Genomic DNA, 24,025 nt, shown 5'->3' on the forward strand with positions numbered 1-24,025 from the left:
CAGTTTCGGGGGGACGAAACTGGGAAATGGCACACAACTAGACATCCATGATTTGGTTGTCCCAGAAGTAGAGAGTCGTGAGTTTATTTGAATTAGAGATCGCATCTGGTATCTGTGTGATTTGGTTAGACCTGAAGTCAAGCATAAACAGCTTGGTTAAATTAGCGATCGCATCTGGTATCTGTGCGATTTGGTTGGAATCGAGAAAAAGACTTGTCAGATTGGTTAAATTAGCAATCGCATCAGGTATCTGCGTGATTTGATTGGAACTGAGATCAGTGACCTTGAGAACTGAGGTCAAGAGCCTTGAGATTAATTAAATTAGCAATCGCTTCGGGTATATCTGTGATTAGGTTTCTACGGAGGTTAAGAGCCTTGAGATTAGTTAAATTAGCGATCTCATCGGGTATAACTTTGATGTGGTTCCATTCGAGGTCAAGCGTAGTCAGATTTGCTAGGTTGGCAAGTGCGTCTGGTATCGTCGTAACTCTGTTCCTGTCAAGGTAAAGCATAGTCAAATTTGTTAAGTTGGCGATTGCATCGGGTATCGTCGTGATTTGGTTGCTAGAGAGGGAAAGCTTATCCAGATTTACCAAGTTGGCGATCGCGTCTGGTATGGCTGTAATTTGATTGTTATCGAGGAAAAGCATAGTTAGATTTGTTAAGTTAGCGATCGCATCTGGGATCTGCGTGATTTGGTTGTATGTGAGGTCAAGCGTTGTCAGATTTGCTAAGTTAGCAATCGCATCTGGGATCTGCGTGATTTGGTTGTATGTGAGGTCAAGCGTTGTCAGATTTGCTAAGTTAGCAATCGCATCTGGGATCTGCGTGATTTGGTTGTATGTGAGGTCAAGCGTTGTCAGATTTGCTAAGTTAGCAATCGCATCTGGGATCTGCGTGATTTGGTTGTATGTGAGGTCAAGCGTAGTTAGATTTCCTAAGCTGGTGATCACCTCAGGAATCGCTGTGATTTGGTTGAAAGAGAGGTCAAGCGTAGTCAGATTTGCTAAGTTGGTGATCACCTGAGGAATCATCGCAATTTGATTATATGAAATGGATAGTTCTTTGAGATTGGTTAATTGAAAAATCTCTTGGGGAATAGCAGTTAAACGATTTCCTTTTATCTTCCTTTCGCCAGCCTCCAACTTACCTAAAATCAACTTTTCCAGACTTTGCAACCGTCCAATTCCGCTTGGCAATCCTTCCAGATCGTTTCCCGACAGATCGAGTTCTGTCCATCCCTCACGCTCAGCCTGTGCGATTATTGCCAATAAATCTGTTTCGTTCATAAATTTATAAATTTAAAGAAAAATTAGAAATGAGAGAGAATTGCCGTAACTATTTGTTTGGTGTGGGATTGCCAGTGGGAGCACTGATGTTGATAAAGGGTAAAACTCCATTGCTAGACATCACCACTGGAAATTTACCATCCCATTTCTCGATCGCCTGTTTCTGTAAAATTTCTGGACTCAAAGAAGTTTGTAACAACTTTTGTGATTCTGCTTGTCCTCGAGCAATTGCGATCGCAGTTTCTGCATCCTTTGCAGCTTTTTTAGATTCGTAGTCAGCCTTTTGCAGTGCCTGTTCTGCAACAATCTTGTCAGAAATCGCCTTTTGTTCGGCAATTTGTTTGTCTTCTGTCGCCCTAGTGAATTCATCAGACGCAGTGACATTTAGAACTGATAGATCGGTTATCACAAGCCCGTAGGACTCTAATCGCTGTTTCGCCTTTGTTTCTAATTCGCGTTTCAGTTCCGTGCGTTCGATCAAATTCTTTTCGAGACTCCTTGCTGGAATGCTCGCCTTCACAATTTCCTCTAGAACAGGAGCGATGATTCGCGATACCAACTCTTCGTTATTCCCAAATTGTTGATAGACTTGTTGGATTTTGTCTGGTGGAATTTGCCAATTGAGAGTGACTTTTGTAGTAATTCGTTGTAAATCCTTGGTTCGAGCGGTTCCTTCAATGTCGGTTCTTTGAATGCGAATATTCACAATTCTTACGGAAGATATAAAAGGAACAATCGGATGAGTGCCTTCATTCAGGACAACCTCTTGAGACTTGTTAAAACTAACAAGAATGCCGCGCTCACCTGCATTAACAACTGCAAAGGATTTGGGAAGAACTACAGTCAAAGCTAAAAAAATTATACCTCCAAACCAATAGTGCTTTTTATTCAACGACCAAAGGAATTCGCTTAATTTAATACTAAACACGATCGCCTCCGAGCTTTCTAAGTAGATATTTTTTCTAATGACTTCTCAATCTAAATAACGAGAAATACGCATCTAGTTACATAAGTTTACAAACCATCGCTAATTTCCTCTAAGGCACTATTGCGATTGACAAGAGAGCAGTTTGGCTAGTGGGTAAGTAGATTGCAGTTGTTTCAGACGCTCTTGATTCGATCTCCCATAGGTATTGAGCGATCGCACAGTATCGGGCAAAGGCACTCCAGAAAGTATCTCCTGTCCTAGATCGCCAAAAACAATGACCTCTTTAATTTGGAGATCGCGGTTTTGGTGTTGCTGATAAAGATCGTTGTAGGTGGAGGCGATCGCTTGCCATTGATCTTGAGGACAAAAACTGCGATCGATGAGAACGGTAATTTGAGTTGGGGGAAAAACAAAGGCGATCGCACCGCCAACAATGCCAAAAACCAACCATCCCAAACCAAGCGTAGTTACAAGTTTACGATTAAGTTTATTCATAGGTTTACAGGTTTGTCTGAAAGATTTCCTTGAGTAGGTTCTGGACATTTTGAGGTGTCCCGACTTGGACTGTAGACTCTCTTAGAGCTGCGATCGCAGCAAGCTCTTTCTGATTGACTTCACCATAGGCGATCGGATAAATTCGCACTTCGCTAAACTTCATCAGATCCTTGACTTCCTCAAATTTAAGTCCTGAAGTTACTTCGCCATCGGTCAGTAATAGCAAGCGAAATACACCTGTAGGATCGGCTTTGCGGCGTTCCATGAGAGGGGCTAAACCTGCGATCGCACCATCATAGAGGGCAGTACTACCATCGGCTTCGAGTGCATCGATTGCTGCTAGCAAGCGCTTATGTTGTAAGGCATCGAAAGGAGATAAGTTGACTACATTCTTGACGCGATCGCTAAAAGTGATCAAACCAACCTGATTTCCAGCATTGATTTCTTTAGTGGCAATGCGTAGCCCTTCCTTAACAGCTTGCATTCTCGCGCCAGTCATTGAGCCACTTGTATCAATCACCAACATCATATAGACAGTTCGCCCACCATCTTTACGCTGCTTCCAGAAGGTAAGGGCAGTTTTCAGGACTTCTCCAGAAGGATTAATGGGTAGATCTTTTCGTTTGAGATGTTGCAAAATTTCGGGAGTTGTTAAAGCGAGCTTTTGCATTGGTTCAGAAGTTGCAAATTCAGCAAACTTTTGTAATGCTTCCCGTTGTTCAGGAGTATTCCAATCAAATCCGACTAAGGGGGCATTATGAGGCAAGCCAAAGGGCACATAGGTAACTTGCTCAAAACCTGGTAACTTCTTGAGTGAGTTAAAGGCAACTCCATCAAGTGGAAAGGCTTGCATTTTTTGTTGGTCACGGATGAAGATGTCCTTTAGCTCTAGGGTCGTAACTGATGTCACGATCACTTGTTTCTGGAAAGCATCAAATACGGAACTAACTTGGGGAACCTTTAAGTCTTGAACTGTTAGCGGTTGCTTATCGCGATCGTGTCCTGCTGCTCGCCAGAGAATTGTATAGAGGAGATTTAAAGCGGTCGAACTGGAATAAGGGTTTGGATAGCCAATCGAGATTTTGCCTGTAGTAATCGCATCTAGCAATCTCTCGAATGTTACTTCTCCGCCTTTAGCGAGTTCTTGATAGGTATCATTTCTTACGGCAAAGCCTGTTCCATTGGGCTGTAATACTGGTACGATCATCTTCGTATTAATGCCATCACTTTTAAGGATGTCTACCCACAGATCGCTGGATGGAGTATAGGCAGCAGGTTTAAAAGTTTTAGAGGCAATCAATCTTGCACCTAAACCAGAAGGAGTATTCCGAATACCAACCTGTATTACTTGTCCCGAACCTGTAGTCACATTTTTGGAATTGAAGGCTTCTGCAACGTCCACAAGCCAGCGTTCATCCTGTTTTTGAGCATTAGCTTTTTCAGCAGAGCTAACAATCTCAAGATAAATATTTTTAGGGTTATTATTTGGCTGAGCGCCATACAAAGGAAAGTCTTCAATCTTCGGTAGAGGTTCTTTAATGCTATCAGTGGAATATCGCGCCGCCAATGCATCGGCAACTAGCGCTTGCTCGATTCTGATTTTGGGTAGGAAATCATTTTGAATAGCTTTGCTAGCCGTCTCGAAAGAGTCGATCTTAATCGTTCCACAAGCAACAAGAAATGTCAGGCTAAGCCCGATCGCAAACCAAAGCGATCTGGGAGATTTGAGTTTTTTGAATAGGTAGTCTCTCGGATTCTTTGCGCTGTTATTAATCATTTTAATGGACATGAATTTATCCTTTCAGGTTGGCATTTTCTAATAATTAGGTAGATCGGCATCAACTTTTAAGATGCCTCTCCATGGAGGGTGATCGTTTGATTCATAGGGAGGCAGTTGCAAAAAAATACATATAGACTCAGCGATTTTATGAGCTTCATTACGCGATTTTAAAATTCCTATGCTTGAAAAGTTTATTGAAAACAAAAAAGAGTTTTCAATATCATAAATATAGATCTTATAAATAAAGATTTTAAATATCGGTATTACTTTCTCCTGTAAAGAATATTTATTTTCTGAAAAGGAATATTTAAAATAATCCTTAGGGAAGTTGTGAATTGTTGTCATCGAATAAGTTCCTTCGTTGTTTCCCTCTCTACTCAATGAATATAAGTCTGTTTCAAATCTAATACTTTTTTGATCGATTTGTTTGTCTAAGAAAATTTTTTTTATTCTTTGGAGTGTAATTTCACGAATAAGTTTTCTGTTGTAAGATCTTTGGATTTTCAGCTTTCCATTTTCCTTGTCAAATATGTAGATATTTGTGTTTATCCTATACAGAATAAAAGTTGACAGAGCAATTAATACTGATAAGTAACAACAGATTGCAATAAAAACATAAGATAAATGCTCGAAGAAAGTCGAGACATTAAAATCAAAAGTTCTTTTTGTTTGAATTAACACTTTAGATTGTTTCCCATCTTCCAAGAATTTATTTAATTGAGAATATTGATCGTCTACTAAACTTCTTGAAGTGTAAAGAGGAATTTCTTCTGCTCCTGCTAAAAGTATTAATAAATCATTTCTATATAGTGTCCCACGAAAATTATTTGGCTTCCTCATTACCCTAACAAATTTTCCATGCTTTGAATCGAATGCTTTTTCTATATTGCCAAATAAATTATTGCCAGATAAAGAGCAAGCAATCTCATTTTCAATCCGATTGCAGCTTAACTTTGAAGAGTTTAAAGCTTTTGGGATCATTGAGATTTCTTCCGAAAGGAAGAATGTTAAAGAGACTGGCAAGTTTACTCCGAAGACCACATCCAAAATAACCGCCGAAATAATTATAGTCTTGATGAGCAAGAGAGGGAAAGGAGTGCGAATTATAAGCCTGTTTTGATCACAACTAATGAATTGAGAAAATGAAGATTGAGAAGGCATGACACTCTCTCCTTTTTTAAATTTCATTTGCTTGCAAAGTGATTTTGTTAGTGTCGATCGCTAATCTCAACTGTGCAGGAAGCTCCATTTTGAGATTGGAACTATTGCGATCTAGCGAAAGCAACAGAACTTGATCTTGTAAATTTTGCAAAAGTTCGTGAGTTGCTTGGAGGCGATCGTAACTGGCTTGGAGTCGTCGCTGCGCCACCACACGATAGTTCTCAGACTTCACCTGACTTGTTGTCGCGATCGCATCAGCAACCTGACCAGCCAATTCCAAAACAGTGATCAAAGTTTCCAAGATATCCACCGTTAGATCTGGTTCCTTCTCCACTATTTTTTCGGCATAGACATGCATCTCTCTAGCCCAAGCTTTTGCCCTGCGCCACTGCATCCCAACTGCCAAAGACTTGCGCTCGAATCCATCTAGTTTTGAAGTAAATACATAGCGATCTAGCAAATTATTTTCATTCAGCCAAGCAAATTCTTTCTTAATTTGCCATGACCACGCACCAAAAATGATCGCCGCGATCGCACCACCACTAGCAATCACAATCGGACGTGGGCGCAGTATCGTCACAAAGCAAGCCAATCCCAGAACCGTTCCCGCTAAAAGCATGTAAGTTTGAGGCAATTGGAATAGCTTTGTCCTTTTATTACTCCGACTAGGCGGTTTTGGCGATGATATGTCTATCATTGGTGTTACTACTTGACTTGGTGGCTTGGTTATTACTGGCATAGTCATTGTCACTTTCTCCTGCTTGGGCATCGACCACGTTAAAGGTGTTTCGGCGGGGTTTTGGCAAATGATTGGCAACCAAGTTGCACAGGGAAAACGATCTTCGATACCTTGCAGCCTTTCTCTCGCTCTCCGTACTGACAAATAGCAAGAGTTTCCACTTGAGAAATCTTCGAGAAAATAACGCAAAAACTTTTGGGCTACTTCATCGGGGATCGGTTCGCGCATCACGATCACTTGAGGGATATGCAAATCGAATAGCGATCGCGCTAAACCCAAGCCATCGCAAGAGTTAAAAATCGCTAATCGCAACCCGTTACTAACAGCCGTCCTCAGTGCATAACGCAACTGTTCCATCCTTAGACTTTCCGTTTCGTTGATATAGATCCGACCGATATCCTCTTGCGTAGAGCTATGCCCCGCAAAAAAGAGAATATCCCATTGCTGCTGCCATAACTGATCGTTCAGTTGCTGCCGCCTCGGCTCTACTAACAGAGTCACGTCGGCATTTGGCAATTGCTCTAGCATGGAGCGATCAGCATCTATATCGATACCTTCACTATTGCCAAGAATGACGAGAATACGGATTTTGTCAGACTGTTTTTTGGTGGGTTCGATACTGGAGTAGCTAGGAGCAGCGATCGCAATCTCTGACTTGGTAAAGCGACGATCAAATAAGTCCCACAAATGCCAAGGCATTTTCTGTAAATAAGGATTTCCCGATTGGAGAAGTACGCGCACTTCATCGGTTCTGTAGATATTATCGGAGACTAACTCCCTAGCAGGGAGAAAAGATGGCGATCGCAGCCATTGATTGAGATGTTCTGAGAGCTTTTCGGCAGCATCATAACAATCTTCGAGAAAGGAGACATTGGTAACAGCATTCGCATCGGCTGAGAGCCGAGTTGTTGCTCCTATTTTCAAATAGCGAGACTGCCATGCATCATAAAGCTTAGGCAACTCTTTTGATGGGGGCAAATTTGCCACGATCTCCGAGGACGGAAGCGCTCCTTCTTCGCCGATTTGAATAGTGACTACAAATCCCTGCTCGAAATTACCGTCATTAAATTTTAGGGTTACTAGCTTCCCCATAATGGCGATCGCTCCATCAAAAATAGCTACAGACCCATCATGCACATTTTATTTAGATTTGTCATTAAATCACCTTTAAATAAATAAACTAAAAATGGTTGCCTAGTTTCACATAGCTCTGGCGATCGCCGATCTATGCATTATCCAATCAATTATTTAAGTAGCGCTGCCTTAAAAAACTGAAGATGCAAAGATTGAGATCCCCGACTTTTTGCGTTATTGACAGAATTGATCTGTGATTGCAAAGAAAAAGTCGGGGATCTATGCATTTACAGGTTTCTTTTGCTTACGCACTTATAAATTCATCAGGCTTGAACAATGAACTTACGCCATAGTTTACAAAACTTAAACTTTATTGCCACGCATAAAACAAAAACACAAAATGGCGTAGCCATTTTGTGTTTTTGTTTAACTTCACAAGATCGAAGAAAACTTAGGCTTGGTAAATTGTCTTGCCTGCGACTTTCTTGATGTAATCTTCTGATATGACAGAGGGAAAATCATTTTTACGAAAACTACGATCTGAGGCAAACACGGTGATGTATGTATACTCTGTGAACTGAAATTCTTTAGCGATTTTGGCGATCGCCTTTTTCTCTTTTTCTAAGGCTCTAGCACTCAAATGCATCTTAGTCCAGAAAGAATGCTTACATTTAATTGCTAAAACATACATCGGCTTCTCAGGAAAATGGGTTAAATGCTTGCGAACGAGATAGACAGTTTCGATATCTTTGTAACCCGACAAATACTGCTGTAATTTTTTAACCTCCTCTTCAGGCAGATCGTGAGTGATGAGAGCCTCAAAACAACTTACCGAAGCCCTTTCTTGTTGCGCCAAACCAACTTTTTGATAGTGGATTGCTAATTTTTGCTGGTACTTCAGTGCTTCATCATTTTTACCATGTTGTTTGAGAAATCCGTAAATTAGTTCGCAACTCTGTATAACCGCATCTACATCACCTTGCATCGTAATTTCCAAATGCTCGATCCCTTTAGGATCTTCATCTTCAAGCAGAACTTTGCCTAATAGATAATTTGCTCCAGCATGATCGGCTTGCATCGCAACTACATTTTGAGCAAAAGGAAGAGCCACGCGATCGCCCATAATTTCACTCGTCCAAAAAGCTCGATTCCATGCTTCAGTGAGATTTAAAATTTCTGATTTAGCCTTTTCTTCAATGGCTTGCAAAGCGATACGAAGTCCTTGAATATAAGTAAATCTCTCTTTCCATGAAGCCTCAACATTTGTATACCACTCCCGATCAAATTGTTCGGTTAAATTAGCAAGAGAGCTACCCAGAAATTTTTGGCTCGCTGTCACAGGACTAAAATTCATCGCTGGCAGGGCTGATGGATTAAAACCTAGAGCTTGTATGCGATCGCGCAAACAAGGGTGTGTATCGCTGGTATCGGTTTTGAGAGCTAGCGATCGCTCTAATAATTTCTGATAAGTCTCAGGCTCTATTTCATTTTGCAAGGATTGAGCAAGTTGAGCAAAGGGAGAATTTGGTGGTTCTGGTTGAGTATTAACTTGTTGATAAATATTTTTCCAATAGGAATTGTCCATATATTGACTTCTCACACCAACCAAAATCAATGCTTCGGCAGCATGTTGATTACCCACAGAGTCAGCCGCACAGCGATCGGCTTCGTACTCGTTAGCCCTTGCTAACACGAAGGAATAAGCACTTAATAGCGGTGAATACCAATTGATAAATCCGTAGAAACTCATCGCCACAACTTCTGCTCCTTGCTCGGTTTGGAAACGTTCTAAAATTTGCATCCATGTTTTGCGTACTCGATAAATCCATCCAGCAAAGCGACTATGATTGCCAGATAGATGTCCGATTTCATGAGCTAATACAGCTTGAAATTGTTCAGGAGAGAGGGATTGCATTAATGGCAATCCAAGAATGAGATAGTTTTGTTGCCAACCGAAAATCCCTAGACGAGGAACTTGACAGACCGCAGCATTAAATTCTGCGGTGAGAAGAATCTGGTGAAATGATGGAGCTTGTAAAGACTTTGTGAGGCGGTTTACTAAAGCAAATAATTCGGGAACTTGTTTGCGCTTTAGTTTTGTACCAGTTGGTGCAGGAAATGTCACCCACAGCGATCGCAATAGCAAAAATGCTGGGACGATAAAAATTAGCACCATATACATTGTTAATTTATTGACAGCACGTCCATAAATGGCGATCGCACCAATTAAAACTGCACAAAGTATTAAGAATGCGATCGCCACAAAAATATAAACATATCCAAATGTAGCCAACGCAGCTACACGCAATTTATATAGATTAGGATGTTGCTGCGAGTATATTTCCAATTGCTGAACCAATTCATCAAACTTCTCTTGAGTCATAAATTCTCACCGTCCGCGTTTAAGATCGTAAATAACTTTTTCTAAATACCATTTCCTCTTTTGATTAGGACTTCTTAGCTTTTGTGCTTTTAGCAAACGCTCGGCGACATCCCATCGTCTCTTTACCAATTCATTAAGCTTTTGCTCCAAGGGCGCACATTCAATATCTTCCTGTAAATCTTGCCACCATTGCCATACATTTGACAACCATAAACCTAATTTTTTATCCCATCGAAGTTGATGAGGACGCGATAGCACAAGCAACATAATCAACGTCACTAATCCACAAGAAATTAAAAATATAGCTGAGACTTCCATACGAATTAAACTACTATTTTTGAGAATCTAATTTATGAATACCATCAATTTCAATGGGAATCCCTAGAAACACTTGAATCAAATCAACGGTTTCTTGAGCTTTTTGATACCAGTTGTTTGGAGCGCTAAAGGAGTCTAATGCTAGGTAAACTGAAATCTGTTCACTTGAATTTAGAATTATATGAACTGGTTCTGTAGGAATTGCGTTAAACGATATTCCACCACCACTTACAATAATATTTGAGATTTGGCTGAGAGGATATTCATCAATTTTCTTGCCCATCAATCCTTTGACTTCAATTATTAATATATTCAGGGTCTTGTCAAATGTGCAAGTTCTAATCTGAGCCACACCGAAAAAGAACTGTAAACTAAAGTACATCCAACCTAAAAACCAGACTAAACTAAACCAATTTGGATATTGGTTAATGGCTATTGAGGCTTGGTCGTGATTTTTTAAAAAGTGATTGATTTGAGAAGCTATTTCCTGCTTATTCTGAGCATCAAATCCATTACCTTCCCAAAAATCTTTTAATGGAATAGCACCCTCAGTAGTATTGATTTCGACGCGGTAGTATGTTCCTTCCTGAGGATAACTTTTTTGTTTAACCTCAGCACTGATTATTTGCTGGAGGGGAGTTTGTTTCGCGCGAATTCCCAATATTTTAACAGTGAGCTTTTGACAAAAACCAACATTTTTTTCAATGCGGTTGCAGCTAAAAAAGTTAGCCTCTAACGAAAGAATCCCTATAAAAAGCCCTATTAGAGGAAATAGTGCAGAAATTAGCCATAATCCAATTGGTCGGCTATAGATGACAAGTTGTTTAGGGCTATGTTCTATTATTTTCATAATCATGCCTGTATCTTTACTAGGCTTATTTAGCTCTAGGCGATTGCAAGCTATGCAATAAACAAATAAAAGATCGCCAGTTCAAATCACAAAATTTTCTGTCAGCAATACTTCTGCAAGAGAGACTTGAACACTAAAATTTTCTCCTGTATTGCCACTCAATTGAAGCTGAATATAGTTGTCGATACTTCGAGCTTGAACCTGTAGAAAAATATTTCCAGCATCATCTAAAATCACTAATTTAAGAAATTCAGGCAGAAATGTATCCGTCATTGGATAAATAGCTAGACGAATATTAGTCTCATTTTGAGTAACTTGCGAAATTGTGATAACTAGCGCAACTAAACACCCAAACATCTCCAAACCAAGATCGATTAACTTACCTCGTCTTACTTCTATCAGATTAGATGCGTTAGGAATAGAACTTAAAAACTCTCGATTACGCCAAGCATATTGAGGCTGATTACCATCTAGCAATGTTTCTAGCTCTTGCCAACCTGACTCAAAGAGATCCTGCAACCAATTGCTAAGATTCGCGATCGCCCTTGAATTACTAGAAACTTGTGGAGTAGATGCTCGTAAATTTGCGATCGCTACACATAAACTTTCAATCGGTTGAAGAAGATCGATTGACACAAAGTCAATCTCCACATGTGGCATAAAGCCCAAAACTGTCGCCGATCGCAAATTTACGTCTAGTTGAACAACAGTATAACCAATACGCTCTTCCCATACTTCAGGAGGCATGTAACATGTTGATTCCCCCTCATTTAGAGATCGACACTCTACCTTGCCTAAACCCTCAATATCCAGATCGGCAACATTTGCACATATTTGTACAATAGGATTCCAGCTATTGCTTGTTTCTAAGCTTGTCGAGATTCCCATCATCTCTAGGTAGTCGCGCATTATTAGTACTGCCAAAGTATTACGCTGCACTCGTTCTGCAATATGCAAAAAAGGTTGTTGAGATGCAAATGATCGTGCGATATCACGATATTCATTAGCAATTGGAAGGGATAAAAAACTGTCTTTAATATTTACCATAATTAATCCTAAGGAATTTTGCATAACTCAATAATTTTTTAAAAGTGCCGCGAAGCGGCACTTTTAAAAAATTATTGAGTTTGTTGAACTAGGCAACTCTATTTTTTTCGTAAAATTCTTTTAATAGCGGAATACATTTGCGTTGATAAAAGCTGCTGAGAGTTGAGATTGGTAGCGAAAACTCTAGCGCTAAGTTTTGCCAATTAGTTTCAGGAGGTAATCGTTTGAGAATTAGAACCTGAGCATTAACATCAGCGCGATCGCGTACATATGTTCGCTGCAAAACTTTTGTCTTATCTAATTCCACCCATTCTCGAACTTGCTCTAACAAATTAGATGATTGTACAGGGGCAGCTATGCGATCTATTGCCTGATCTATAACAGCATTATTGCTATCTTCTCTTTCCTCTAATCCAGATTTTATTTGCTGTTGCTGGTTTTCGATATACATATCTTGCAATCGGTATTTAAGGTAAGCATTCATCCAAGTAATAACATTACTGCGATCGGAGTCGTAGGCAGATTTTGCCGTAGTAGCCTCGCAGAGATTTCGACAGAAATATAGCCATGTTAGCTGCAAAGCATCTTCATAATAGGGAGAACTATCTTTCCAAAGTTTTTGTGAGCGATTAATCAGCCTAACCAGTGAAGTTAATGCTCTCTGTCGAGCAACACTTCCGTGCGGATGCTGACAAGTTTCTGTCACAAGCTGTTTTAATTGTTGCTCTAAAGCGATCATTTTAGAAGTCTATTTATAATAATTATTTTAACTTAGGCAAACAGTATACGATCGCAGCGATCGCAGGCAAGACCATGGGCAAGAGAATTCCACCAGAAATATAAATCTCGATACTTGCTAAGGTATATAGACTTAGGCTAGAACCGAGCAAAATATATACTTGACGGCGAGATCGCGGTTGCCAAAATCCCACAAGAATCGCCCCACTAGTGAGAAACAAAAGTATCATCCATGAGTCAGGGATTGGGATAACATAGCGATCGCGTAAGAAATGATGAACTGCATAGGCTTGGATTTCTCCGCCTGTATAGGTTTCACGTTGTCTCGTTAGTGCCGATTGCTGGAGCCAATAGCGAATTGCGGCTGGTTGCGCGAAAGAATCTTCACCTTGCTTAAATACACCTGCTTCGGAATAATTGGCGGAAATAATCACGATTTGAGAATTCAATTGAGAAGCTATGGGTTGTGGGTTGTCCTGTAATAATTTCCATGCAGGAATTGTTTGATAAATGCGATCGGGTGGAATCGAAAAGTCAACAATGGGATGTAGCCATGACTGAGCGATCGCATCTTGAGCAAAATTAGTAACTGGTAGCATTTGCGAGGAGGGTGACAGCAAATTGCGAAATGTTTTCCCATATAGCTGTAATCTGTCCGAGACTTGGGCAAAGAGGCTAGCATCTGGAGCTAAAGGCGATCGCAGATTTTGTGTTTGCCTGACTCGATGTAAGCCTGCGAGCAAATAGGCAAAAGGCAATTTGGGAACATCGGCTTGAACTAACGGCAAATACTGCACCGACATATGAATATGTCCATCCACCGTGCCATTTTTGCTGGCAATTTCAGGCAATGTCTCTAACCAATTGCCTTCACTATAAACAGAAGCTAAGACAAACCAAGTTTCATCTTTTTGATTTACACCATTTTGGAGCGATTGACCTAAAATGCGATCGCTTTGACCATTATCTTTGCCATCTTTAAGATTGCGATGGGAGCGATCGAGTAAATAATCAATGCCGATGATTTGCGCTTTTTGGCTGGCTAAGCGATCGACTAACTTCGCCAAATATTGCCGATCCATCGGGTACGGATCGGCGATCGCAGCTTTTTGTAAAGAAGCCTCATCGATTTGCACTAAAAGAACGGGTGGAGATGCTTGGGGGATACGCTGGGTTTGCTGACGATAGATTGCTTGCAGCCAAACACGACTATCGAGCATCCATTCTTGCAAGGATGGAATGCAGCTAATTGCTAGCAAACTACTGAGGGCGATCGCTTGCAGAGGATTTGGTGCAATTCGTCTTAAGATTGACTTCCAACCTGTTGGCAATAGCTGAAATAGCTGTGCATCAGGATGACGAAATAGAGAAGGAATCAAGTAAACAGAGGGTAATAATAATCTCGCTTCCTGTAAATAACGACAAGCGCCAAGCATGGATGTATGCGAGTCTTGATATTGGGCAAGATTTTTGAGGAACTGTACCAAAAAGCTCTGGGCTGCTTGATTATGGATTGGTTCCCGCATAGCGATCGCTTGCGGGATTCCTACTTTACTGATCGACCATGAGGCGATCGCAGTGCCATTGCAAGAGTTGAAAATTGCGATCTGTAACCCCAGCTTTTTAGCTTGCAGTAGATAAGGCTCAATATCGCTCATGGTCAAAGAGCTATTGGGTGCAATCAACAATTTCCCCACCGTTAAATCCGTTTGATCGCTATGTCCCGTAAAAAACAGAATGTCCCACCCCTGTTCATCCGCGATCGCATCACAGATTTTTTGCTTTTGATGAATACGATCTGCTGTGTTCGCCTCCCAGCATATTGTATGAATTTCCGCTAATCCCGATAAAATCTGCATTGCAACGCGATCGTGCTGAAAATCTAAACCTGTTTCATCTCCAAAAATTGCTAATAATCTCGGACGGCGGTGATATTGAGGATTGGATACCTCTACATTGGAATAGACTGCTCTCGCAATGCGTACCGTATCGAGTAAGGCAAATTCATCTTGCAATTTCCATACTTCCCAAGGCAAGTAACTCAACTCTTCGGAACAAGTAATCAGTAAATCAATATGGGCTGAAGTGGATTTAGCTGATTGTGTGGATATAAGCCGAGCCGATCGCTTGATTTCTTCCCAAAGTTCGTAAAGTTCTGGACTGCGCAACCAAAAGTTAAATTCTCTGAGTAGCCTTTCTTCTGCCTCTCGCAATTTCTCATACCAATCCACAGTTAAAGGCGAAAAACTGCCGCTGCCTTGAACTCGACCGCGTAAGGATTCACCTAATGCAACATTGCGGTAATAGTTGAGATAAGCAGATTGCCATTCACTATAGCTAGCAGCAAGGCTTTCTGAATATGCGATCGCAACTACAGCGCCTCGTTGATTTTTTCCCCAAGACAACAGGAATCGGCACATAAATCGACTTTGCGATTCGATTTTCTCAACTTCTAGGTAATAAGTCGGCATTTAGAGTGCATTGGGATAAAAGGCAAAAGCTGGTAAGGTTAACATAACACCACTGGGCAAAGAAATCGACACTGTAAACGCTTCATTTTGTTCACCTGTGACGCAAGCATAGAGATAGATGTCATTAGTATTTGGCTCTAACCTGCGATCTACTAAAACTTGCTGCTGATCGCGAATACGCATTCTCACGCCATAGGGAATCTCATTGCTTGATTGAGAACCAAGCACAAGTAATAATGTCCATTCAGGATTTTCTGTGCGATCGCCATCAGCCCATACCGTTGCATATAGACGCAAATGGCGATCGCCTAGTTGAAAGTCTTGATAGGCAGCCCTTGCGTGGGGAGGAATATCGACTGTTAGCCTCGCTACTTCACTAACGATTGTTTGGAGTTCTGTAGCTGGAGAGCGCAATGCTGATGCATAATTGGGCTGCCAAGTTGGTAATAGTTGCCAAGCTAAGGTTTGGGCGATTTCATCTAGTTGTGATTGCAACCATAGACCAGTATTGAGAATCAACTCAGTCATATTTACTTGAGGCAATTCTGTGATTGCTTCTGGTTGAAATGCTCTTACGGTTTCTAATACAGGTTCCAAATGCTGGAGATAAAGTAACAATCGCTCAGGTTGATCGTCAAATAGCGATAAGGGAACTTGGCAAGTATTATCAAGGCGATCTAGTTCAGGAAGATGCTCAATTAATTGAGCATGACGAATAAATCCTAAAACCAAAGCTTGCTCAATTTCCTCTTGAATTTCCACAGCGACAATAAAAAGATTGCTGTGCTTAGAGTTAGTTGTCTCCAAATCGATAACGTTTATAGGAATTTCGACCGAATCACCAGCCGATCGCGTCATCGCTAAAACATAAATCGTAAAACCATTGACCTGAAAGCAATTTGCCTCCGTGACATCTAGAGAAATATTTGACAAGCGATCGCGCAGCCATTCCCCAATGCTCAAATAGGCGATCGCATCTATACAATCTTGCCACTGGCTATTAGCATTCTTATTAGCGCTTTTATTATCACTTTGCGATAAGGCGAGCGCATGACGAATAAGATCGGGCGACAATGCGATCGCATCAAGAGGGATTGTGTCAAATTCGCTAATCATAGGAGTTTCCCCCAATCTGAGAAGATTGATTGTCTTCATTATGGTATTTATCTATTCTAATTCGTTGTCTATTCATAGTGCTAGTTTGTTAGTAGTTATGCAAAGCCATTGCCCTTAAAGTAAATGTAGGATGGGTTAGCGATAGCGTAACCCATCGTTTTTTCTAATTGATGCGTTATGTTGCACTAACGCATCCTACATGTATGCTTATTTATCAACATTGATGGATTTGCTGTAAATACTGACAAAGCTTTACAGCAAATCGACTTCGCAGAGGAATTCCTTTGCTTTTGATACTTTCAGATTCAGCACTTTCCATTTCTTCCTCTACTAGCTCTTGTAAAATAACGTCCAATTTTTGATCGAGTTCCGATAACTGCGAAGGATCGGCATAGAACTTGACTAGTCCGATCACTTCTTCACGTAAGTTACCTAAAATTTCACGGCGAATGTCCGATCGCAATTCCTTGAGTTTAAGTAACCGCGTTACTTGATATTGAGCCTCTAGCCCAATCTCTGATGCAATCTCAGTCATAGTTTGACCATGGCAGTGAAATAAGCTCAGCCCAGTCAGAAAATTTGCGGCAAGATCTGGCGATCGCTGTGTGAGTTTGGTATGACGCATATAGGTTACTTGGGCGATCGCTTTTGCTAAGCTTTGCTCAAACTGTTGGCGATAGGCTGCTAAGAAAGCAAATGCTTCATTCTCATCTTCAGAATTAGCTAATAAAGTCTCAGGATTAATCGTCAAATCAGGTTGATCGAGGGAAATTTGCCGTGATTTACCGCCCCTAGCCTGTATGCGATATTGACGTAATCTGCTCGCCATTTCTTGCAATTTATTCAAAATATTGGTTGGCGCTTTAGGTACAACATGATTTTCAGCATGATTTACAGCTAGATATTCACTAATCCTTTGTAACTGCTCTGGAGTGGGTGCAGGGCATTGACCTTTGCTTCCATTTAACCTCGATTGCAATCGATCCATTCGATAAACCGCATGATAGGCTTCTAATAGATGTTTTGTCTGTTGAATGGAATATTGAGCAGTTTGATAAAACTCCGTATAAATGCGTTCCAATTGCTTGGGACTGGTGTCATTGAGTATTGCCCAATCGCTAACAAGATAAACGCCATGCTCCAACAAAAAAGCATTTAACTCCCGATTTTGTTTGACTTTACGACTTGTCCAAGTTGCTAAATTACTGCGATCTGGCTCAAAACCATCAAGAATTTCACGGGCTACTGAGACAAATTTGCTCTGATTTTGATGGCAATCAATATAATCATTCAGCACAAAAACTAACAGATCGTGATATCGAAATCCATGCTCAGTCCCAAACTGATTGGCGATCTGATAACAGGTTTGTTCGATTTGATTAGAAATAAAACATCGCAAGCAAATTTCAGCGATCGCTTCGCCATTTTGCCACAATTGCCATAATTGTTTTTGAATTTGTAAATCTGTTAATTCAGCAACAGCATCAAGATCATCTGTTGCAGAAAATTGCTGCAAGAAAAACTCTTTAGCATTAGCGATCGTTTCACGGATGCATTGCCCTGTCGCTTTTAATTTCACAAATTGCCAATAATGGCTTGTTTTCATAATAATTTCCGCAGCTATGCCTTTCTGTTAATAGTTCTAGTTCGTCTTGACCTATGCATTTATCGGCTAATCCAAAAGATAGTTGCTGCGTTTCGAGCTTCAACTATCTTTCATTCAAACACCTTAAAACCATCACTAAATTGCATGATTGGCTCAACATCCTTGCCCAAGCGATGTCGAACACTGAAAGAAATTTTAGTTGGGCGATCGCAAATCAAGCAAATATTATCAAATGGAAATATCCAGTCACATTCTTGAAAGAGTGTTTGATACATATTCCATAAATTGAGGTCACATTCACATTTTAAAACGGAAATACAGAAATCGATAAAACTAATTCCCTCTAATTCTTGTCTAGCATAAATACTAGTATTTAACCTGTTAAAGTAAATATTTTTCAAACAATCTTGCAATTCTTCCCGCCAAGACAGATCGCCAGTTACACTATCTATCACAATACTGATATCTCTCCAGTTACTACTTGCCAAAATCTTGTTAAAACCAATTTGTATTTGGGGACATATGCGTTCAGACAAATTTTCTTCCAGTTGTTGAGAAATCAAGAAATCTAGTTTCCACTTCTGATTGCTGAATTGAGATTCCAAACCCCAAAGATTTTCTTCTAATTGATCTAAAGTTGAATCTATAAGATTAATCCTCAAACCTCTAATAATATCCATAGCTATTGGCTTTCCTATCGAGCTACAGAGTTCTTGTTTCTGCAAATTATATGACAAAGATTCTAAGAACATACCTGAGAGAGGTGTTTCCCCTTTATGTATTAATCCATTATCAAACATCTGCACTGCTAACTTGTCTAGCTCTTGCATAAGACTAGATAAAATTTGAATATTTTGCTGATCGAATAAAAAATTCAAAGCCCGGTCTGGGCTTGCAAAAAAAACTATCTGTGGAACAGGTTTGTTATTGTGGGCATATAGATTCACTATAATCTTTTCTACATTATGTCGAGCAATTCGGGTTATTGAAAATATTGTCTTTTCCCATTTTTGGCGATAGGTAGCAATCTGAGCTTGCTGTTCTACAGACAAATAGCTAATTTTACGAGTCGCCATAAGGTTCTCTTCTATAACTCATTATGTACATGTTCAAATCCCCTAATCCCTGATCAAGAATTATTCTCCCAAGAGCCACTTTCACATTCAATTAAGCGATCAATAATATTAATATTATTGTGATCGCCTAATTTACGAATCTGCTTCTCCATAACAATATTAGTTAATTCCATTCGCAATCTTTCCAAATAAGTCTGTTTGATTTCATCATTTAGTATTAATGCTAAAACTTTTTTGTTTTGATTAAACGATAGAGCAATATTGATATTAAGCATCTTGATTATGGAGCTAACCACGAAGTGCTGCTCAGGACGAGCGCTTACTAACAAAGATGCGATCGGCTGATTTACAATCACATCTCGATCTTTTTGAGATTCTCGCTCCTGAAGCCAAGCCTCTGATGTGGAAATTGGCAAATCCGTACTCTTATCATCGATTTTAGCATAGGCATGGGCTTCATTATAAGCGACCTTGCCATTGAGGTTATAATCAGCAGAAGGAACGGGTTGATTGACGCGATTAACTCCCGTTAATCCAGCATAAAAACTCGAACTATAGTCTTGATAATCAGCTTCATCAACTTCAGGAGTGCATCCTACTGAAGGTAAAGTCTTAATAGTTGCAAAAAAGCCACAACGTCGTTGCTTGGCTATTGGCTGTAAGCGATCGCCATTCTTATAAATTAAGTTAGTAAATGAGCCAGAGTAACATTGCGACATCATTGTTACAAAAGGTTTTTGATATGGCATTTGATCGAGGACTTTTGCCAATTGTTTGACGCTCACATATTGCTCATTCCATAAAATTATAGTGTTATCATTATTATTCTTTTTGTTTAGCAAGCCATGCCCTGTGAAATAGAAAAATAAAGGCTTTACAGACTGATCTTCTAAAAGAGAACTCTTTAAATTTCTGTAAGTAGAACTTCCATTAAGATTGGGGATGTTGGGCGGTTTATATTGCTCCCTTTTAGACTCGTCAATATATCTAATCGTGGCTTCTCCATTATTGCCATTCGCAAAAAAGACTTTTGCTTGCTTAGGCGTATAGCCTATCTTACAAAGCGATCGCTGAAAATACAGTAGATTCTTTTCTAGTGCAATTTCGTTATTACTGGGAGCGCCACCTCCGCCAATCACTAAAAAACTCGTTGCCGATTCTTTTTGACAATGTATTGTTGGATCACTTTTGACAACTGGCGGATCACTTTTGGCAACTGGTGGATCTATCTGTGGTGATTTCCGATCACACCCTATTATATTTGTTAATACAAACAAGATCAGGAGATAGATAGGAGTTGAATTATGCTTTTCGGTAAATCTCATAGGACTTTACACATATAAATTAGCAATCAAACATATATCTGGAATTTGAGCATCTATGTAATAAGAGGTGTTTAATCACTATAACCATTTTGCCGCAATTGCCAATAATTGCTTGCTTTCAGAAAACATTACATTCTTGGGGCTAATAAAGTGGGATTTTCGACTTCGGCACGCGAGATAAGGCTCGTTTCAAATTCCATCTATACAAGTTAAGATGCATAATATATATTTCGTAAGGAAAATCTAGATCATTGTGGAGATCGCTGAAAAGTTCAAGATCTCGCTCTTTAGCATAATCATCATTCAAAATGCGCCTTCGCACAAATCCTAAAATATAAAATGGCTGCTCAGAAAAATACTTGACAGCCTTTTGGACTATATATGCTTCTTTCATCTGTGGATAATCTGATAACTGCTTATTCAGAGATTTTAGAAGATCTTTCGGCAAATTATGAGTTATGAATTTATCTTTAGCATCGATACATGTCCGTTCTTCTTGAGCCAGCAAAAGTAATTGATAATGACTATTCCCACGTTCTCGATAATAATCAGCTCTTTCAAAATCTCCTTTTTGCCGCATAAAAGCACGGACTAGCTCACAACCTGATACGACCTTCCCATAATCTTGTTCCATCGCCATTTCCATATACTGCACACCTTGATCGTCTCCTTTTTCTAAGAGAATATTTGCGATCGCATAATTTGCGTCAGCATGTTTGAGATCAACATCAAGAACTGCTTTGAATTTGGGAATCGCGGCTGTATCTCCTTTGAAATTGAGAGTTAAACTAGCAAGTTCCCATGCCTTATCAATAGCCAAGGAATGATTTATAGCCTGTCTTTCCAAATATTCGATCCGCATCTGTAAATCTTGAGATTCTTTATGCCATTCGTACCATTTAATAGATGTTTGAAGTTGCCACTCCTTGTTAAAACAGCTTATATAAGATTCTAGAGAATCATTTAAAAGAGTTTTTGCGGCATTCATTTCTGGGAGATTAGGAACCGTTATCTGATCGTTGGCTGAATTGTAACCAATGCTTGCTAGCCTCTCTGATAGACAAGGATGGGTATCTGCATAGCTTGTACATTGATCTAATGCCAAATCAAGAAGTTTAACTTGTTGCTCTAGGGGAAAATCCTTAGATAAAAAATCAACTAAATTTGTATATACATTATTTGGAGTTAAGATTTGGTGGTGAGGTTGCTTATAGAGATTTCCCCAAAAGGCTGTTTGCATATATCGACTATTCACTTCAAACCTAATTAGTGCTTCAGCGATACTGTCAGCACCTGCTATTTCTTTGGCATAGCGATCTGCTTCGTACTCATCAGATCTAGCCATAGCAAATGAATAAGCATAAAGGAAAGGAGCATACCAGTTTAGGAATAAATTTAATAGAAATGTAGAATCCAAACTTGACTCTTTAAGGTTTACCCATACTTGATACCAAGTTTTGCGAACAAGATAAACTTGACCTTGTAATTGGCTGTGATTGCGAGATAAATGTCCTAACTCATGGGCAAGCACTGCCCGAAATTGCTCAAGCGATAAGGCGCACATGAGTGGTAAACCTAACATTAGGTAGTTTTCATGTAATTTCCAAAACCTTGGTAGCTGAACAACTCCAGCATTAAAGTCTCCTGTTAATAAAATGCGATCGCACTTGGAAGCTTGTAGAGTAGATGTTAAATCATCAATAAACTGGAAAAGTTGTGGTGTCTGTTGTCGATTTAGTTCCACGCCTTTGGGCTTAGGGAAATAAATCTTGAGAGATTTTATAATAATTACGGTAAACCAAATTGCAGTTATTGCTAAATAAATTAGGAAGAAATTAACAAGTACATTGATAAAAACATAGGATATTGGTAGGCGTAAGAATATACCAAGATAAATTAAACTTCCCGCTAATCCTAATAGAAAAGTAATTAGCCCGATGACGTAAGCGTATCCTAAACTGGCTAGTAACTTTACCCGTAGCTTATATTTATGAGGTTGCTGATGAGCAAAATTATCTAATTCTTTTACTAGTTTCTCAAATTGAGCTTGGTTCATACTCATGTCTTTATTTGCCTTTCTATGAAATCACTTTGATCTAAGAAATTAGAGATAGTGTTTGAAATAATTCTATATTTTTTAATATCTCTAACATTTATTGAGCTATGCATCTAAATTCTATTTGCTATTAAATCTTGTCCACAAAATCCACATAAAAAAATATGTTTCCTCCTTAATACCTTTAGTCAGATTATTGCAAGATAAGCATAATTGTAGCCCTTATATAGTTTCTGCTTGTAAGTGGCTTTTTTCTGTCTTGGCTAATAATATGCCTCTCTGTAAAGCGCTCCCCATTGTCAAGACAAAAAAGTATAAAAGTTAAGATAAAAAGCTGCATCGACAAAAGGCAATCAAAATAACTACATATGAACCTCCTTGTTAGGTTGTTTAAAATGAACTGTTGCAGGAGTTTGATAGTCCAAAGACTGATGCAGTCTTACATTGTTGTAGAAGTGGAAATATTTATCCAACTCCTGCATCGCCTCTTTGACCGATGTGTAAGCTTTGGGGTACACCTCCTCATACTTCACCGATCGCCACAACCGCTCTACAAAGATATTGTCTAAGGCTCGACCTCGCCCATCTTGGCTGATGGCTATTCCTTTCTGCTCTAATCTGCTGGTGAAAGCTAAGCTGGTAAATTGACTACCCTGATCGGTGTTAAAGATCTTGGGTGTATTCTGAGTCAAAGCCCGATCCAAAGCACTGAGGCAAAAGGTAACATCCATGGTGTTAGATAACTCCCAAGATAGTACATACCTGCTGTACCAATCGATTACGGCGACCAAATAGATATGTCCTTGCGGTAGTGAAATGTAGGTAATATCTGTACTCCAAACTTGGTTGGGGACTGTTATTTCTTGCTCCTTTAAAAGATACGGGTACTTCCTTACGTTGTCTTTAGCTTTGCTGAGATTTGGTTTGGGATAGATCGATTCTAAACCCATCTCTCTCATCAATCGCCTGACTCGTTTAGGGTTGACGGCTTCACCTTGTGTGGCAAGCCAAGCCGTCATTCTGCGGACACCGTAGAATGGTGTTGTAGTGAACTGTTTGTCTAACATCTGCATCAGCTTTAGATTTTGCTCACTTTCGGGTTTCGGTTCATAGTAAAAACTAGACCTTGCTAGTCCCAATAGTTCGCACTGTCGAGCAATCGAGATTGATCGATGCGTTGGCTCAATCAATTCTTTCTTCTCAGCTACGGCTAAGACCAGATTTTTTTTTCATCCAGTCCAGTTCTACCTTGAGCTGACCGATTTGTTGATACAGTGCGCCTGTCAAATCTTCCTCCTTTTTTTCTTGCTGTCCTCGACCACTGGCAAATAGGCTTGGCATTTCATCTAGCAGTTGTTTCTTCCATAGAGTCACTTGGGTTGGGTGTACCTCGGCTTCTCCTGCTATTTCGTTGATTGTTTTCAATCCTTTCGCTGCTTCCAGCGCTATTTTGGCTTTGAATTCTGCACTGTGTTTTTTTCGTTGCATTATTTTTATTTTCTCCATACTTTCTTCGTGATTTCTGGCAGCTTTTCTATCTTAATCTCCTGTCCGATTTATAGGGAGCATTATA

General features: G+C 39.8%; 19 protein-coding genes. All 19 read right to left on the reverse strand.

All coding sequences use genetic code 11. The annotated features are described in order from the left end of the window. Nucleotides 1-37 precede the first annotated feature (37 nt). The gene (locus APA_RS00525) at nucleotides 38-301 is read right to left on the reverse strand and encodes a leucine-rich repeat domain-containing protein (RefSeq protein WP_201320370.1); all 264 of its coding nucleotides are present in this window, start codon (nucleotides 299-301) and stop codon (nucleotides 38-40) included. Further along, entirely contained in the window at nucleotides 276-1,289 is a 1,014-nt protein-coding gene (locus APA_RS00530) for a leucine-rich repeat domain-containing protein (RefSeq protein ID WP_201320371.1), read from the reverse strand. Before APA_RS00530 ends, APA_RS00525 begins: the two co-directional genes overlap by 26 nt. A gap of 49 nt (nucleotides 1,290-1,338) precedes the next feature. Continuing rightward, entirely contained in the window at nucleotides 1,339-2,136 is a 798-nt protein-coding gene (locus APA_RS00535; RefSeq protein WP_201320372.1) for a prohibitin family protein, read from the reverse strand. Nucleotides 2,137-2,334: 198 nt separating this feature from the next. Continuing rightward, nucleotides 2,335-2,712 carry a hypothetical protein gene (locus tag APA_RS00540; protein WP_201320373.1) on the reverse strand — a complete coding sequence of 126 codons (378 nt, stop codon included), beginning with the start codon at nucleotides 2,710-2,712 and terminating at the stop codon, nucleotides 2,335-2,337. A gap of 4 nt (nucleotides 2,713-2,716) precedes the next feature. Then, the gene (locus tag APA_RS00545; RefSeq protein ID WP_236579344.1) at nucleotides 2,717-4,501 is read right to left on the reverse strand and encodes a VWA domain-containing protein; all 1,785 of its coding nucleotides are present in this window, start codon (nucleotides 4,499-4,501) and stop codon (nucleotides 2,717-2,719) included. Nucleotides 4,502-4,528: 27 nt separating this feature from the next. After that, nucleotides 4,529-5,653, reverse strand: a complete 1,125-nt coding sequence (locus APA_RS00550) for a hypothetical protein (protein ID WP_201320374.1) — start codon at nucleotides 5,651-5,653, stop codon at nucleotides 4,529-4,531. Nucleotides 5,654-5,669: 16 nt separating this feature from the next. Beyond that, nucleotides 5,670-7,529: a CHAT domain-containing protein gene (locus APA_RS00555; protein WP_201320375.1), complete on the reverse strand. Its 1,860-nt coding sequence runs from the start codon at nucleotides 7,527-7,529 to the stop codon at nucleotides 5,670-5,672. Between the two features lie 388 nt (nucleotides 7,530-7,917). Then, nucleotides 7,918-9,849: a M48 family metallopeptidase gene (locus APA_RS00560; protein WP_201320376.1), complete on the reverse strand. Its 1,932-nt coding sequence runs from the start codon at nucleotides 9,847-9,849 to the stop codon at nucleotides 7,918-7,920. A gap of 6 nt (nucleotides 9,850-9,855) precedes the next feature. Continuing rightward, nucleotides 9,856-10,167, reverse strand: coding sequence for a hypothetical protein (locus tag APA_RS00565; protein ID WP_201320377.1), 312 nt, complete (start codon nucleotides 10,165-10,167; stop codon nucleotides 9,856-9,858). A gap of 13 nt (nucleotides 10,168-10,180) precedes the next feature. Continuing rightward, nucleotides 10,181-11,017, reverse strand: coding sequence for a hypothetical protein (locus APA_RS00570; RefSeq protein ID WP_201320378.1), 837 nt, complete (start codon nucleotides 11,015-11,017; stop codon nucleotides 10,181-10,183). Between the two features lie 81 nt (nucleotides 11,018-11,098). Continuing rightward, entirely contained in the window at nucleotides 11,099-12,064 is a 966-nt protein-coding gene (locus APA_RS00575; RefSeq protein ID WP_201320379.1) for a DUF1822 family protein, read from the reverse strand. An 88-nt stretch (nucleotides 12,065-12,152) separates the two neighbouring features. After that, the gene (locus APA_RS00580) at nucleotides 12,153-12,803 is read right to left on the reverse strand and encodes a sigma-70 family RNA polymerase sigma factor (protein ID WP_201320380.1); all 651 of its coding nucleotides are present in this window, start codon (nucleotides 12,801-12,803) and stop codon (nucleotides 12,153-12,155) included. A 22-nt stretch (nucleotides 12,804-12,825) separates the two neighbouring features. After that, nucleotides 12,826-15,273 (reverse strand): CHASE2 domain-containing protein, encoded by a 2,448-nt coding sequence (locus APA_RS00585; RefSeq protein ID WP_201320381.1) that lies wholly within the window; start codon nucleotides 15,271-15,273, stop codon nucleotides 12,826-12,828. Then, complete coding sequence (locus tag APA_RS00590; protein ID WP_201320382.1) at nucleotides 15,274-16,389, reverse strand: DUF1822 family protein; 1,116 nt, start codon at nucleotides 16,387-16,389, stop codon at nucleotides 15,274-15,276. 214 nt (nucleotides 16,390-16,603) lie between these two features. Then, nucleotides 16,604-17,995: a hypothetical protein gene (locus tag APA_RS00595; RefSeq protein ID WP_201320383.1), complete on the reverse strand. Its 1,392-nt coding sequence runs from the start codon at nucleotides 17,993-17,995 to the stop codon at nucleotides 16,604-16,606. A gap of 110 nt (nucleotides 17,996-18,105) precedes the next feature. Continuing rightward, nucleotides 18,106-19,071, reverse strand: coding sequence for a DUF6745 domain-containing protein (locus tag APA_RS00600; protein ID WP_201320384.1), 966 nt, complete (start codon nucleotides 19,069-19,071; stop codon nucleotides 18,106-18,108). A 53-nt stretch (nucleotides 19,072-19,124) separates the two neighbouring features. Further along, nucleotides 19,125-20,396 (reverse strand): C13 family peptidase, encoded by a 1,272-nt coding sequence (locus APA_RS00605; protein WP_201320385.1) that lies wholly within the window; start codon nucleotides 20,394-20,396, stop codon nucleotides 19,125-19,127. A gap of 142 nt (nucleotides 20,397-20,538) precedes the next feature. Next, the gene (locus APA_RS00610; protein ID WP_201320386.1) at nucleotides 20,539-22,458 is read right to left on the reverse strand and encodes a M48 family metallopeptidase; all 1,920 of its coding nucleotides are present in this window, start codon (nucleotides 22,456-22,458) and stop codon (nucleotides 20,539-20,541) included. Between the two features lie 356 nt (nucleotides 22,459-22,814). Then, nucleotides 22,815-23,958 (reverse strand): IS3 family transposase gene (locus APA_RS00615; protein ID WP_374101331.1). Its coding sequence is split into 2 segments (ribosomal slippage): nucleotides 22,815-23,681 and nucleotides 23,683-23,958, totalling 1,143 coding nucleotides; the frame shifts between segments, so codons are not numbered across the junction. Nucleotides 23,959-24,025 lie beyond the last annotated feature (67 nt).

This window comes from Pseudanabaena sp. lw0831 (genome assembly GCF_016584665.1).
Lineage (GTDB): Bacteria > Cyanobacteriota > Cyanobacteriia > Pseudanabaenales > Pseudanabaenaceae > Pseudanabaena.